Here is a 13,670-nt window from a genome sequence, read left to right as displayed (position 1 = left end):
GCGAGCCGGGTAATAAACGGAAGCCCCGAGCCTAAGGCTCGGGGCTTCCGTTTTTCGCGGAGCACCAACCGGCGCCGGGCCGGTCAGTCCGCGGTTACTCTACGGTGACGCTCTTGGCGAGGTTGCGCGGCTGGTCCACGTCGTAGCCCTTGGCCGAGGCGAGGGCCAGGGCGAAGATCTGCAGCGGGACGGTGCTGAGCAGCGGGGCCAGCAGCACGGGGGTTTCCGGGATGTAGAAGACGTGCTCGGCGTACGCCTTGACTGCCTCGTCGCCTTCTTCGGCGATCACAATGGTCTTGGCGCCGCGCGCCCGGACTTCCTGGATGTTCGAGACCACCTTGGCGTGCAGCGAGTCGCGGCCGCGCGGGGACGGGACCACCACGAAGACGGGCTGGCCTTCCTCGATCAGTGCGATCGGGCCGTGCTTGAGTTCGCCGGCGGCGAAGCCTTCGGCGTGGATGTAAGCGAGCTCCTTGAGCTTCAGCGCACCTTCCATGGCCACCGGGAAGCCAACGTGGCGGCCCAGGAACAGCACGGACTTCGCATCCGCCATGGACACACCGAGTTCCTTGATCTGCGCCTCGTTGTCCAGGATCCGCTGGATCTTGGCCGGGATCTTGTTCAGGTCCGCCAGGATGTCCTTGATCTCGCCCTGGAACTTGTTCCCGCGCAGCTGCGCCAGGTACAGGCCCAGCAGGTACGCCGCGGTGATCTGCGCCAGGAACGCCTTCGTGGAAGCCACAGCGATTTCCGGGCCGGCGTGTGTGTACAGCACGGCGTCGGATTCACGCGGGATGGTGGAGCCGTTGGTGTTGCAGATCGAAACCGTCTTGGCGCCCTGTTCCTTGGCGTACCGGACAGCCATCAGGGTATCCATCGTCTCCCCGGACTGGGAGATCGAAACGATCAGGGTGTTCTCGTCCACGATCGGGTCCCGGTACCGGAACTCGTGGGAGAGCTCCACCTCGGTGGCGATCCGGCACCAGTGCTCGATGGCGTACTTGGCCACCTGCCCGGCGTACGCCGACGTCCCGCAGGCCAGCACAATGATCTTGTCGACGTTCTTCAGCAGCTGCGGGTCAATGCGGAGCTCATCCAGGGTCAGCTTGCCGTTGATGTCCGAGCGGCCCAGCAGGGTCTGCAGCACGGCGTCGGGCTGGTCATGGATTTCCTTCTCCATGAAGGACGGGAAACCGCCCTTTTCCGCCGATTCCGGATCCCAGTCAACGTGGTATTCCTTGCCCTCGGCCGGGGCGCCATAGAAATCGGTGATCTCCACCGTGTCCGCGGTGATGGTGACAATCTGGTCCTGGCCCAGCTCCACCGCACGGCGGGTGTAATCGATGAACCCGGACACGTCCGAGCCCAGGAAGTTCTCGCCATCGCCCAGACCCACCACCAAAGGTGAGTTACGGCGGGCAGCAACCACAACGTCGGGCTGGTCCGCGTGCACGGCAAGCAGCGTGAAAGCACCCTCAAGGCGCTGGCAGGCGAGCTGCATCGCCTTGCTCAGGCCGCCGTCGGACGCCACACCACCGAGCTTGTTGCGGAAGATATCGCCCAGCAGCACGGCGGCGACCTCGGTGTCCGTCTCGGACTCGAACGCGTAACCCTTGGCCACCAGCTCCAGCTTCAGCTCGGCAAAGTTTTCGATGATGCCGTTGTGGATCAGGGCCAGCTTGCCGCCGTCGGACAGGTGCGGGTGCGCGTTCTGGTCCGTGGGCCCGCCATGCGTGGCCCAGCGGGTGTGCCCGATACCGGTGAACGTCTCCGGCAACGGGTGCGCCTCCAACTCGGCGAGGAGGTTGCTCAGCTTGCCGGACTTCTTCCGGGACTCGATGGACCCCTCGGAGACCACCGCCACCCCTGCGGAGTCGTAACCCCGGTACTCCAGACGGCGCAAACCCTCAAGGACTACATCCAACGCACTGTGACCGGCATTCACACGGCCAGCAGAATGGCCCACATATCCAACGATTCCACACATGGGCTCCAGCTTATCGGCAGCGGCGTTGAGATCTAAACTTAGGGTGCTCCATTTCGCTCTGGGCCGCGCGAGGGGCAGAATCTCTAAAGTGACTTTGCAACGCAATGAAGCGAACGGTGAGGGTGTCTCCCCGTTCGTTGAGCTGGACCGCCAGACTTGGTCCCGGCTCGCCGCCCAGATGGAGCAGCCCCTTAACGAAGAGGACATTGTCCGTCTGCGTGGCCTCGGCGATCCCCTGGACATGAAGGAGATCCGCGAGGTCTACCTGCCCCTGTCCCGGCTCCTGCACCTTTACGTGGAGGCCGCGGGCCAGCTTCACTCGGCCACCACCACGTTCCTGGGTGAGCAGACCCAGCGCACACCGTTTGTCATCGGCGTGGCCGGCTCGGTGGCCGTGGGCAAGTCCACCATCGCCCGCGTGCTCCGGGAGATGCTGCGGCGCTGGCCCGGCACACCCAACGTTGAGCTGATCACCACCGACGGCTTCCTCTATCCCCTGGCCGAGCTCAAGCGCCGCCAGCTGCTGGAACGCAAAGGCTTTCCCGAATCCTACGACCGCCGCGCGCTGCTGCGCTTCGTGAGCGAGGTCAAGGGCGGTGCCGAGGAAGTCCGCGCGCCCTGGTACTCCCACGTTACCTACGACATCGTTCCGGAGAAGGAGGTGGTGGTCCGCCGCCCGGACGTGCTGATTGTGGAGGGCCTGAACGTGCTGGCCCCGGCCCGCCCGCGCCACGACGGCAAGCAGGGCCTGGCTGTGAGTGATTTCTTCGACTTCTCCATCTATGTGGACGCCAAGACCTCCTACATCGAGGAGTGGTACGTGGAGCGGTTCCGCAGGCTCCAGAGCACCGCGTTCGCGCAGCCGGAGTCCTACTTCCACCGCTATGCCACACTCTCCCCCACCGAGGCAGAGAGCACGGCCCGGGACATCTGGAAGCGCATCAACGAGCCCAACCTGGAGGAAAACGTCCTCCCCACCCGTGGCCGCGCCCAGCTGGTGCTGACCAAGGACGCGGACCACTCCATCCGCCGCATGCTTCTGCGGAAGGTTTAACACACATGTGCCACGACTGCGTGGCAGGCGGCCCCTCGGGGGCCAGCCGCCGCTCCTTCGCCCGCTTCCTCGCCGCCGGAGCCGGGCTGACAGTCCTGGCAGCTTGCACGCCGGAGGCACCCGCCGCGGTGACGCCGTCGTCCTCCTCCCCCGCCCCAGCCGTGACTTCCGCATCCCCCACGGCCGTCGCGGTCCCTTCAGTGGAAAGCACGACGGCGGCAGCTGAGCCGCCGCCGCAGGCTCCCGTACCGCCGTCGGCAGCGCTGCCCCGTCAGTTCTCGCTGACGGATCCGGCCAGCCCGTGGCTGGTGGTCAACAAACACCGTCCGCTGGCGCCAGCGGACTACGTTCCGGCGGATCTGGTCCAGCCCAACGTCACACTGGCCGTTTCGGGCGAGGCGGCACTGCTGAACAGCACGACGGCGGCTGCCGCGGAAGCAATGTTCGCCGCGGCCGCGCAGGACGGCGTCATCATGACGCTCGCCAGCGGATACCGCTCCTACGGCACGCAGGTGGCCACGTACAACGGCTATGTCGCGGCCCGCGGACAGGCCGATGCCGACACCGCCAGCGCCCGCCCCGGCTACTCGGAACACCAGACCGGCTGGTCGTTCGACATCGGCGACGGCGGCGGGGTTTGCGGCTTCCAGCCCTGCTTCGCGGACCAGCCGGCGGCGGTGTGGGCGAAGGCGAACGGCCACCGCTTCGGATTTGTGGTGCGGTATCCGTGGATGTTCCACCCGATCACCGGCTACTACTACGAGCCGTGGCACCTGCGGTACATCGGCGTAGAAGCTGCCACCGACATGGCGACCCGGGGCATCAGCACCGTGGAGGAGTACTTCGGGGTGGACGCGGCGCCGGGGTACGCCTAACGAAAGCTACGCATACTTAGTTCCCGACACACCGTTAGGAATTTACAGATTTGTCATGTCCGGCTCACCTTGGTGCGCTAGCTTGGTCCTTATGTTGACAGGATTCAAGAATTTCATTATGAAGGGCAACGTCGTAGACCTTGCCGTCGCCGTCGTGATGGGTGCCGCTTTCGGCGCCGTCGTGACCTCAATCGTCGAGGGCCTGCTCACACCGCTGATCGGCCGCTTGTTCAGTGCCAAGGGCATTGCAGAAATGCAGTGGGAGGGATTCATGTATGGATCCGTTATTTCCTCAATCATTTCGTTCGTATTGGTGGCCGCTGCCATCTACTTCGTGGTCATTATGCCGATGAACCACATGATCGAACTCCGCAACCGCAAACTGGGCATCAACCAAGCGGTCAAGGAAGAGGCTGCAGAGGATCCGCAGATCGCCCTGCTGACCGAAATCCGGGACTCGCTGCAGAGCCGAACCCCGTAACTTCACGGCAACCAAGTGTGGCCCGCTTCCTGACGGAGGCGGGCCACACTTGTTTGTGTCGTGGATCAGTCGGTGACCAGTTCGAGCGCGAGCTCGGTGCGGACAACCTGGGCCAGGCGTTCAGCGATGGAGTGGGCTGTTGCCTCATCCCCTGCTTCCACCATGACCCGCACTACGGGCTCGGTGCCTGAGGGGCGGAGCAGGACACGTCCGGTATCGCCCAGCTCGGCTTCGGCCAGGACCACGGCCTGCGCCAGCGCGTCGGAACTACCCACGCGGGTGCGGTCAACGCCCTTGACGTTGATGAGTACCTGCGGGAGCTTGGTCATCACAGTGGCGAGCTGCTTGAGCGGCCGGCCCGTCAGGGCGACCTGCGCGGCAATCTGGAGCCCGGTGAGGACGCCGTCGCCTGTGGTGGCGTAGTCAGCGAAGATCACGTGGCCGGACTGCTCGCCGCCGAGGTTGTATCCGCCGTCGCGCATCTCCTCAAGGACGTAGCGGTCCCCGACACCTGTTTCGCGGATCGTGATGCCTGCTTGGCGCAGGGCGATCTTGAGACCGAGGTTGCTCATCACGGTGGCCACCAGGACGTCGTCAATGAGCTTGCCTGAGGCTTTGAGGGCGACGGCCAGGATCGCCATGATCTGGTCACCGTCCACCGCTGTGCCTTCGTGGTCTACGGCGAGGCAGCGGTCGGCGTCGCCGTCGTGGGCGATGCCGAGGTCGGCTCCGTGCTTCAGCACGGCGGCTTTGAGCGGACCGAGATGGGTGGAGCCCACGCCGTCATTGATGTTGTGGCCGTCCGGTTCCGCGCCAATGACGATGACGTCGGCGCCGGCGTCCTTGAAGACCTGGGGTGAGCAGCCGCTGGCGGCCCCGTGCGCGCAGTCCAGCACAACCTTCAGGCCGTCGAGCCGGTGCGGGAGCGTCTGCAGGAGGTGGACGATGTAGCGGTCCTCGGCATCGGAGAAGCGCTGGATCCGTCCAACATCGCTGCCGACAGGCCGCTGCGGCTCCTTGCCCATCTGCTCCTCGATGGCGTTCTCCACGTCATCAGGAAGCTTCTGGCCACCGCGGGCGAAGAACTTGATCCCGTTGTCCGGTGCAGGATTGTGCGACGCCGAGATCATGACGCCGAAGTCGGCGTCAAGGTCTGCCACGAGGTAGGCCGCGGCCGGCGTCGGGAGTACACCGGCGTCGTAGACATCAATACCGGAGCTCGAGAGCCCAGCCTCAACGGCGGCGGCGATGAACTCCCCGCTGGCGCGCGGGTCGCGTGCCACAACGGCGCGGGGCCGGGTGCCACTGGTATTGCGGTCATGACCAAGCACGACGGCGGCCGCCTGGGCGAGGTTCATCGCCAGCTCGGCAGTCAACAGGCCGTTAGCCAGGCCCCGGACACCATCTGTTCCAAATAATCTAGACATCGGGTCAAGTTTAGTCGATCTACCGGACACAGCCGATTTTCGAGCCTGAAGGACTATTGCTGATGCCTTGTCCGCTGACGTCTTGGCATGCAGGCTCCGGGGATTCAGCGGCGGATGAACAATTCTGCCGTAGTTTCGGCCGACTTGAGATTCCAATCCGCGCTTGTCCGTAACCGGCCGGCCAGTCCGCTCGTCGGAGGCACTAGGACGCAGTCTGCACCGGCCAGCCCTTCGTCCAGATCGACTTGACCGTCGAGCACCCGCAAGGATTGTGTGACCCGCTCTGCACCATAGAGGTCGTTTCGTGAATCAACAGACACCAGCACATCAGGCCTCTCCAAGATCACTAATCCGCCGAACCGGTACGCGTTGAACAGCTTGCATCCAGGCGGAATGGCTTTGATGGATGCGCTTGGGAAATGCGTCGGATCTGGACGGCCGAGGAAAGGGAGATTGAAAACTGCCACCCCCACCGCGATCACGACGACGGCAGTGGCACCTTGGGTCAGCATTCTGCGGCGACTGGCAAAGTAGAGCATAACCGCCTCATGGGAGGCAAAGGACGCCAGAACCGGTAACGCTAATAAAAGGAAGATGGGAAGGACACGCATCGCAGCCACAGATCCGCATGCCGCGACAAATATGGCGGCGGTGAAAACCGCGTCTCCACGCCGTGCCGCAACGACAAGGCCAAGAAGACCAAGGGCGAACATAACTAGCTGCAGCGGGTCAGCCGGGTTGAAAGGCTGCCATTCGGTAATGACGGTCGATTCGCTCTTTACTTGCAGCGTTTGAGCGAGCAACCCGGCGCCATAGGGGTTTACCAGTGAACAGAGCATTGTTATTAGCAGGGCAGCCAGAAACCAGCCGGAACGCCTGCGCGTACTTCGCTTTAAACAGACCAAAAGGATACTGACACCTGTAATGGCCACGCCTAGTAATGCAGCTGCATGAAGGTTGACCCACACTATGGTCAAGACGGCGATGGCCAGGAGCGGCCAAGCCGGCTGACGCACCTCTATTAGCCACCGTAGGAGCATCACTAGTGCTAGGACGGCAATGTAGTCTATGAGCTGGGGTCGCGCCGACAAGTATAATGTCAACAATGGAGTTCCGATCAGAAGCACACATGCGGACACTACCGGCGACGCTCCCAGTTGCCGGGCCAGAAGTAGCACCAATCCGCCAATAACGGCGACGAGGCATGCAGAGGCGAGAGCAACGCCCACTAAACCAGCGGCTTGGTAGGACAAACCCAGGACAACGTTGAAGCCCCAAGAGTTTAGCGTCCATGGTTCCCCGCCGACAGTCCACGAGAACGGATCAGCTGAGGGAATTCGCGCATGCGCGATCGTGAGGATGCCGGTGCGGACCTGCCAAAACGTATCGGACTCAGCTAGGTTTTCGGCCCGAATCAAGACAAACGGGAGAAATGCCAACCATGCAAGAATCCAAGACTTCACCTGCATCTTCTCACCAACGTGAGAGGCAGAATGGCTGCTTTGTCCAACAACTTCACTTCTTGCGTCCCCCATGCGACATACCATACCGGAGCGTCCGCCGCCGGACAGCGTATCCAGCCAAAATGCGACTCCGTTTCCCCTTGGCTCCGGGCTTTGCCTCCGTCTCCCCGGAGGACTCACACCTCAAGCAGATGCCGCACCGGTCCAACACGACAAAAGGCCCGCCCCGCCAATGGCGGGACGGGCTCCTCTGTAAGCGGGTTTAGCGCTTGGAGTACTGCTGAGCCTTACGGGCCTTCTTGAGACCGGCCTTCTTACGCTCGATGACGCGTGCGTCACGGCGAAGGTAACCGGCCTTCTTCAGGGTGGCGCGGTTGTTCTCGGTGTCGATCTCGTTCAGTGAACGGGCAATGCCGAGGCGCAGGGCACCGGCCTGGCCGGAGATGCCGCCACCGTGGATGCGGGCAATGACGTCGTATGCGCCGTCAAGATCGAGGATCTTGAAGGGCTCGTTGACGTCCTGCTGGTGCAGCTTGTTCGGGAAGTAGTTGTCCAGCGCGCGGCCGTTGATGGTCCACTTGCCGGTGCCGGGCACGATGCGCACGCGGGCAACAGCTTCCTTGCGACGGCCAACTGCGGCGCCGGCAACGGTCAGTGCCGGGCGTTCCTTCTTCGGCGCTTCTGCTTCCGCAGGACCGCTCTCCGAGGTGTAGCTGGTCGGGTTTTCCTCAGCCACAACGGCCTCGGTGGTCTCTTCGTTCTGAGCCACGATTCTCCTTGTATAGATAAGTTGTTTGGTGGCCAGGACTACTGGGCGACCTGGGAAATTTCGAACGTCTTGGGCTGCTGTGCGGCGTGCGGGTGCTCTGCACCGCGGTACACCTTCAGCTTGCCCAACTGCTGTGCAGCGAGGGAGTTCTTGGGGAGCATGCCTTTGATGGCCTTCTCAACGGCGCGGACCGGGTTGGACTCCAGGAGTTCCGCGTAGTTGACGGAGGTCAGGCCGCCCGGGTAACCGGAGTGGCGGTATGCGCGCTTCTGCTCCAGCTTGGCGCCGGTCAGGGCTACCTTCTCAGCGTTGATGATGATGACGAAGTCGCCCATGTCCATGTGGGACGCAAAGGTGGCCTTGTGCTTGCCGCGCAGCAGGATTGCGGTCTGGCTCGCGAGACGACCAAGGACAACGTCTGTGGCGTCAATGACGTGCCACTGGCGGTTGATATCGCCGGGCTTCGGGGTGTACGTACGCACGGTTTTTGCCTCGTTCTTGTTCTGGCGTTCTTGTTTAGGTGTCACTCAAGCGTGTGCACCTACTATCTATGCGCTACCGGAACAGAGGTGAGGGCTCCATGTAACCAGTCATCCTGAGGTCCCGAATGTGCACGTTGAGTAGTTATCCTGCAACCGGATTCTCAAGCGGGCACGCATCATCGAGAAAGGACACGCACAACGACTACCAATGTTAGCTTGAATCGGGCCTCAGGGTCAAAATGGGGTAGCCGGCCGCTCATCATTTAATCCGCCGGCCCGAACGTAAGCAGGGGATGCAGTGACTTCTTGGGGCGACGCTGGCTCAGCCGGACCGCTGTTCGTGGCCGTCATCGGTCTCTTGGGACTCATCCTCTCACCGTTGGCCGAGCTGCTCATTGCCAAGATGCTCCCCCGCGTCGGCCCGATGCCTGGCATGCGAGCGAGGATCACGACGGCGGTGATCACCGCTGTCCTTTGTGCAGCCTTCGCATTCCGAGTCGGCTCCGACGCGGCACTGCCGGCATTCATCCTCCTCAGCGTTCTTGGCGTTCAGCTGGCCAGAATTGATGTCGCACTACATCTATTGCCGAACCCTGTGGTCCTTTCCCTATTAGTAGGGGGGCTCTTGTGCCTCTTAGGAGCCACCTTTGGCGGAGAACCGTGGGCTAACCTCGTTCGCGCATTGGCCGGCGCTGTAATTCTCTTCGTCATCTACCTGATTCTGGCGTTAATTTCGCCAGCGGGCCTGGGAATGGGCGACGTTAAGCTCGCCGCTCCAGTGGGCCTCTACTTGGGGTACCTAGGTTGGACGCAGCTCTTTTACGGCGGACTGCTGGGGTTCATTCTGAACGGCCTTGTTACCGTCTTTGTGGTGGCACGAAACCGCAAAGAACGTACATCAGACGTGGCTCATGGGCCGTCGATGATCGGCACCGCCGTAGGCATAGGGCTTTTGTTTTCCTAGTCCTGGGATCGGACACAACCGCAATCCTAGGCTGCCCGCGCAGCAGTAATCCGAGTAGCCGCGCATGGATGCGTCCAACTATCTGAGTACTCGCACATAGGTTCCGAGTACGCACTTAAAGAGGCCCCTGAAAAAGTCGAGTACTACTACGCATTGTTGCCTAGAACCGCAAATGACAATCTCTTCTTAGCGAAGTCCAGCCGCTAAGAATCATGGGGGCAGCTGGAAATTCGTTGAAAGTAATATCCAATCAATTTCATCGAATTAAGGAACCTAAAATGACTTCTCTCATGGTCTCAATGACTGCTTTCATCGCCGGCATCAAGGAGCGCCTCGCCTCCGAAAAGGGAGCAACGATGGTGGAGTACGGCCTGATGGTTGCTCTCATTGCCGTCATCGTCGCAGTCGGCGCCGCGGCTCTTGGCATCGGTATCAACGACCTGTTTGTCGCGGTCAACACCTCGCTGTAACTCACCATTCGATTGTTTGCTCTGGTGGCGGGTGACGCCGCCACCAGTACAAGCTCTACACCGGCCCAGATTGGGCCAACTGACTATTGAACTCAAGTCTGGGGATACCGTCTTGAAGACAGCACATAAAGAGCGCGGTGCGGTAGCCGTTGAGATGGCAATTGTCCTCCCTCTACTGCTTTTGATTCTTATCGGCACCATGGAGTTCGGCCGGGTATTTAACGTCCAAAACTCATTGACGCAAGCCGCACGCGAGGGTGCGCGCTTCGCCGCAATTCACCATAGCGATTCGGATTTCGCCGATGGTGATGTAGCGACTGTCGCATTAGCAGCAGCACCGTCCCTCAGCAACTTGGAGATCCTGGTCGACGACGACGCCGGCAGCTGTGCGTCCGGCGAGAACGTCACAGTCACTACCAACGTCACTCTAGGATCCTTGTCCGGATTTCTAGATGCCGGGTTCTTTGGCTCTCCAGGCATATTCCCAATGGCCCTTGAAGGCGTAGGAGTGATGAGATGCGGCGGCTAGCAATAATGGCCAGAAACTTGCGACCCAAGGAGTACATGGACGGTGAGCGCGGCGCAAGTTCAGTGATCGTGGCCTTCGTGCTTGTGGCGTTACTGGGCTTCACAGCTCTTGCAGTCGATGTGGGAGCTATGTACGCGGAGAAGGCACAGCTTCAAAACGGCGCGGACGCTACCGCCCTTGCCATCGCCGGCGAATGTGCCAAGGGTATCAACTGCGCCACCGCGATGGCCGACGAAGACAACCGCCTCGCCGATGGTAATGCCAACGACAACTCCAGCGGGACCTTCTCCGTGACCCAGCCCACTGCCAATTCCGTGCGTGTTGAAACAAATGCACAGGAGGCAGGTTCGACAGACGACAGCTTCACGTTGTTCTTCGCGCGGGTCTTGGGCCATGACTCGGCAGTCATACATGCCGCAGGTGAAGCGAGTTGGGGCACCCCTTCGGAAGCCAGCACGTTGCCCTGGACAATTAGCGAGTGTGTATTCAAGCAATTCCTGTCGCCCACGCAACTCTCTGAATTCAACTCAACCAAGACCTTTACCGGTGATCCTGTTCCCACTCGTATCCTCCTCCGCTACGACCAGAATGTGCCCACGTTTCCAGGCTGCGCCGAGCAAAACGGGTATGCCCCTGGCGGGTTTGGTTGGCTGGACACCGACGGTGGCTGCTCAACCGACATCGACGTCGCCAACAGCGAAGTGGGCAGCAACCCTGGCAACGACTTGCCGAGTGTCTGCCACGACATGCCGACCACGATCAAGGATTCACCGATCCTCATTCCGGTGTTCACCGGTGCCACCAAAAATGGTCAGAAGACTCGGTACGAGTTGGCTGGTTTCCTCGCTTTTCAAGTAACCGGTTTCAAGTTCGGTGGTGGTCCTGGGCTCACCGACCTGGATCCACTCGCCCCCGACTGCAATGGCGGCAACTGCCGAGGCATTCAAGGCTATTTCACCCGCTTCGTCTCGATTGAAGAGGGAATCGCGTCTACGGGCGGACAGCCCAATTACGGCGCCATGCGGGTCTTCTTAAGCAATTGAGGATCCACACAGAGCCGGCTTCCTCCGGACTCATTCAGTCTCATCTAAAAAGGAGCAAATGAAGTGAAATCACGCCTACTGGGAGGCATTGCGGCACTAGTGTTGGCAATCATCGGAACTGCACTACTCGTGGTTTATGTGCAGGGAGCCGACGCTAGAGCAGCGCAAGGGCTCGAACCCGTAAATGTGCTGGTAATCAAAGAATCGGTACCCGCCGGCACCAAAGCAGAAGACCTCAACAAATTCGTCCAAGTGGAAGCAATTCCGCAGGCTGCAGTTCCCGAAGGAGCCCTTGAGGGTCTCAACGATCAGTCAGGCAAGGTAACCTCCGTCGCTTTGGAGCCTGGTGAACAGCTCCTTTCTTCCCGGCTCGTCGATCCTCGAGAACTCGTGCCTGGGACTGTTCCCGTTCCGGATGGACTGGAAGAGGTCACATTCCTCCTTTCCCCTGAGCGCATCCTGGGCGGCCGCCTTGAGGCTGGTGACACGGTCACTGTCTACACCTCCTTCAAGTCTGAGGACGGCATGCCGGCCGACGCCACTGTTCCAGCCGAGATCAAGGGCTGGAAGCAGTCCACGGGCCTTCTGTTCCATGACGTCCTGGTGACGGCGGTGCAGAAAGCGGCACCCGACACCAAGAAGTCCGGGAGCAACGACGGCTCCGGGACAACGGATAGCGGAATCGCGATGCCAAACGGGTCCGCATTCATCACCGTCGCCAGGAGCGACGCCGATGCAGCCAAGATGGTTTTTGGCGCAGAGTTCGGCACGATCTGGCTTGCTAAGCAGACGGACACCACTACGAAGGGTGACCCCCCGGTCACAACTTTTGGAGGACTGTACTAATGAGCCGCTTTGTTGCCATCACAGCGGTTCGGGATTTTGAGGGCCGCGTTCGGCAGGCTATCACCGGCGCCCTGCACGGCGAACTGCAGACCCTTACTCCGGACGTCCTGCGGGGTGGTCCAGATGACGTCTTCAAGCAGCTCAACGGGGCACCGCCGGAGGTCCTGATTCTAGGCCCTGGCGTTGCGCCAGACGACGCGCTGAAGCTCGCAACAGTATTTGACCTTCAGTACCCGGAGGTCAGCCTCCTTCTGATAGCCGAGCCCACCCCCGATCTTGTGCTTCGTGCTATGCACTCTGGCATCAGAGACGTTGTCACTCCGGAAATCGTCGTTAACGACCTCCGCATCCTCCTCGAACGCGCGTGCCTAGCTTCTGCGAGTCGGCGTAGGGGAATGGCACCGGCTGCCGAATCGGGGCAGGAGCGGGGGCGCGTCATCGCAGTAATGTCCCCCAAGGGAGGAGTAGGCAAAACCACGGTGGCCACAAACCTGGCCATCGGGTTGGGCAAGGTCGCTCCGATGGCCGTGGTGATTGTGGATCTGGATCTGCAGTTCGGTGATGTGGCGTCTGGGCTCATGCTTGAGCCTGAACACTGCATTACTGAAGCTGTACATGGCACTGCCGCCCAGGACTCCATGGTCCTTAAGGCGTACCTCACCGTGCATCCTGCCGGCATCTACGCACTCTGTGCCCCCCGGACTCCAGCTGAATCGGACTACATAACGGCGGACCATGTAAGTCGCCTGATCAATCAGCTGGCAGGTGAATTCAAGTACGTCATCGTGGACACTGCCCCCGGGTTGGGAGAACACGTCCTGGCCACTCTCGAGCTGGCCACCGACGGCGTCTGGGTGTGTGGGATGGATGTGCCAAGCGTCCGGGGCCTCCGCAAGTCCTTCAGTGTCCTCAAGGAACTGCAACTCCTGCCGCAAGGCAGGCATACGGTACTTAACTTTGCGGACCGGAAAAGCGGACTCTCAGTGCAGGATGTCGAGGCCACTATCGGCGTCCCGATAGATGCCATCATTCCACGTTCACGCACGCTTCCGTTCTCAACTAATCGCGGCGTTCCTGTGCTGCAGAGCACTACCAGAGACTCGGCCTCAAAAGGCCTTAAGAAGCTCGTGGAACGCTTCGACCCGCTTTGGGTGTCTTCAACCCACAACAAACTTCACCGAAGGGTGGTTGTATCGTGAGGCTTTCAGATCGGCTCTCCAGGTCAAACAACGACGGCGGCGCAGCCATCCCAGAGGACATCGCTGCCACAGCAGTCGAAA

The 13,670-nt window shown here is 61.2% G+C and carries 14 protein-coding genes; 9 read left to right on the top strand and 5 right to left on the bottom strand.

All coding sequences use genetic code 11. The features are described 5' to 3' along the window. Positions 1-94 precede the first annotated feature (94 nt). Positions 95-1,987: a glutamine--fructose-6-phosphate transaminase (isomerizing) gene (gene glmS, locus AU252_RS17180; protein ID WP_058931757.1), complete on the bottom strand. Its 1,893-nt coding sequence runs from the start codon at positions 1,985-1,987 to the stop codon at positions 95-97. A gap of 88 nt (positions 1,988-2,075) precedes the next feature. Here glmS and coaA point away from each other — a divergent pair, with 88 nt between their 5' ends. The 3 genes from coaA to mscL all read left to right on the top strand — a co-directional run bounded on the left by coaA (position 2,076) and on the right by mscL (position 4,397). After that, positions 2,076-3,041, top strand: a complete 966-nt coding sequence (gene coaA / locus AU252_RS17175; RefSeq protein WP_058931756.1) for a type I pantothenate kinase — start codon at positions 2,076-2,078, stop codon at positions 3,039-3,041. Between the two features lie 5 nt (positions 3,042-3,046). Further along, complete coding sequence (locus AU252_RS17170) at positions 3,047-3,916, top strand: M15 family metallopeptidase (protein WP_058931755.1); 870 nt, start codon at positions 3,047-3,049, stop codon at positions 3,914-3,916. A gap of 91 nt (positions 3,917-4,007) precedes the next feature. Beyond that, on the top strand, positions 4,008-4,397 hold the full coding sequence (mscL, locus tag AU252_RS17165) for a large conductance mechanosensitive channel protein MscL (RefSeq protein ID WP_058931754.1): 390 nt from the start codon (positions 4,008-4,010) through the stop codon (positions 4,395-4,397). Positions 4,398-4,462: 65 nt separating this feature from the next. Here mscL and glmM read toward each other — a convergent pair whose 3' ends face one another. The 4 genes from glmM to rplM form a co-directional block, all read right to left on the bottom strand. After that, positions 4,463-5,824 carry a phosphoglucosamine mutase gene (gene glmM / locus AU252_RS17160; RefSeq protein ID WP_058931753.1) on the bottom strand — a complete coding sequence of 454 codons (1,362 nt, stop codon included), beginning with the start codon at positions 5,822-5,824 and terminating at the stop codon, positions 4,463-4,465. Positions 5,825-5,928: 104 nt separating this feature from the next. Beyond that, entirely contained in the window at positions 5,929-7,359 is a 1,431-nt protein-coding gene (locus AU252_RS17155; RefSeq protein ID WP_157769012.1) for a hypothetical protein, read from the bottom strand. Positions 7,360-7,549: 190 nt separating this feature from the next. Further along, the gene (rpsI, locus tag AU252_RS17150) at positions 7,550-8,056 is read right to left on the bottom strand and encodes a 30S ribosomal protein S9 (protein ID WP_056344277.1); all 507 of its coding nucleotides are present in this window, start codon (positions 8,054-8,056) and stop codon (positions 7,550-7,552) included. Between the two features lie 38 nt (positions 8,057-8,094). Next, positions 8,095-8,538, bottom strand: a complete 444-nt coding sequence (gene rplM, locus AU252_RS17145; RefSeq protein ID WP_058931751.1) for a 50S ribosomal protein L13 — start codon at positions 8,536-8,538, stop codon at positions 8,095-8,097. 340 nt (positions 8,539-8,878) lie between these two features. Here rplM and AU252_RS17140 point away from each other — a divergent pair, with 340 nt between their 5' ends. From AU252_RS17140 to AU252_RS17115, 6 genes are all read left to right on the top strand, one after another. After that, complete coding sequence (locus tag AU252_RS17140) at positions 8,879-9,502, top strand: prepilin peptidase (RefSeq protein WP_240484216.1); 624 nt, start codon at positions 8,879-8,881, stop codon at positions 9,500-9,502. A gap of 278 nt (positions 9,503-9,780) precedes the next feature. After that, positions 9,781-9,972: a Flp family type IVb pilin gene (locus AU252_RS17135; RefSeq protein ID WP_083510458.1), complete on the top strand. Its 192-nt coding sequence runs from the start codon at positions 9,781-9,783 to the stop codon at positions 9,970-9,972. A 112-nt stretch (positions 9,973-10,084) separates the two neighbouring features. Further along, positions 10,085-10,501 carry a TadE/TadG family type IV pilus assembly protein gene (locus AU252_RS17130; RefSeq protein ID WP_058933022.1) on the top strand — a complete coding sequence of 139 codons (417 nt, stop codon included), beginning with the start codon at positions 10,085-10,087 and terminating at the stop codon, positions 10,499-10,501. Positions 10,502-10,536: 35 nt separating this feature from the next. Further along, a complete protein-coding gene (locus AU252_RS17125; RefSeq protein WP_058931749.1) occupies positions 10,537-11,544 on the top strand; it encodes a Tad domain-containing protein in 1,008 nt (335 codons plus the stop codon). A gap of 63 nt (positions 11,545-11,607) precedes the next feature. Beyond that, positions 11,608-12,390, top strand: coding sequence for a Flp pilus assembly protein CpaB (cpaB, locus tag AU252_RS17120; RefSeq protein ID WP_058931748.1), 783 nt, complete (start codon positions 11,608-11,610; stop codon positions 12,388-12,390). After that, positions 12,390-13,589, top strand: a complete 1,200-nt coding sequence (locus AU252_RS17115; RefSeq protein ID WP_058931747.1) for an AAA family ATPase — start codon at positions 12,390-12,392, stop codon at positions 13,587-13,589. Before cpaB ends, AU252_RS17115 begins: the two co-directional genes overlap by 1 nt. The last annotated feature ends 81 nt before the right edge of the window (positions 13,590-13,670 follow it).

It is taken from the genome of Pseudarthrobacter sulfonivorans (assembly GCF_001484605.1).
Lineage (GTDB): Bacteria > Actinomycetota > Actinomycetes > Actinomycetales > Micrococcaceae > Arthrobacter > Arthrobacter sulfonivorans_A.
This window is presented reverse-complemented; position numbering and strand designations above follow the sequence as displayed.

Bases quoted from the DNA above. Each gene is read 5' to 3' on its own strand.
- AU252_RS17170 (WP_058931755.1), top strand. From the start codon at position 3,047: ATGTGCCACGACTGCGTGGCAGGCGGCCCCTCGGGGGCCAGCCGCCGC.
- mscL (WP_058931754.1), top strand. From the start codon at position 4,008: ATGTTGACAGGATTCAAGAATTTCATTATGAAGGGCAACGTCGTAGAC.
- AU252_RS17155 (WP_157769012.1), bottom strand. From the start codon at position 7,359: ATGGGGGACGCAAGAAGTGAAGTTGTTGGACAAAGCAGCCATTCTGCC.
- AU252_RS17125 (WP_058931749.1), top strand. From the start codon at position 10,537: ATGGACGGTGAGCGCGGCGCAAGTTCAGTGATCGTGGCCTTCGTGCTT.
- AU252_RS17115 (WP_058931747.1), top strand. From the start codon at position 12,390: ATGAGCCGCTTTGTTGCCATCACAGCGGTTCGGGATTTTGAGGGCCGC.
- glmS (WP_058931757.1), bottom strand. From the start codon at position 1,987: ATGTGTGGAATCGTTGGATATGTGGGCCATTCTGCTGGCCGTGTGAAT.
- glmM (WP_058931753.1), bottom strand. From the start codon at position 5,824: ATGTCTAGATTATTTGGAACAGATGGTGTCCGGGGCCTGGCTAACGGC.
- AU252_RS17135 (WP_083510458.1), top strand. From the start codon at position 9,781: ATGACTTCTCTCATGGTCTCAATGACTGCTTTCATCGCCGGCATCAAG.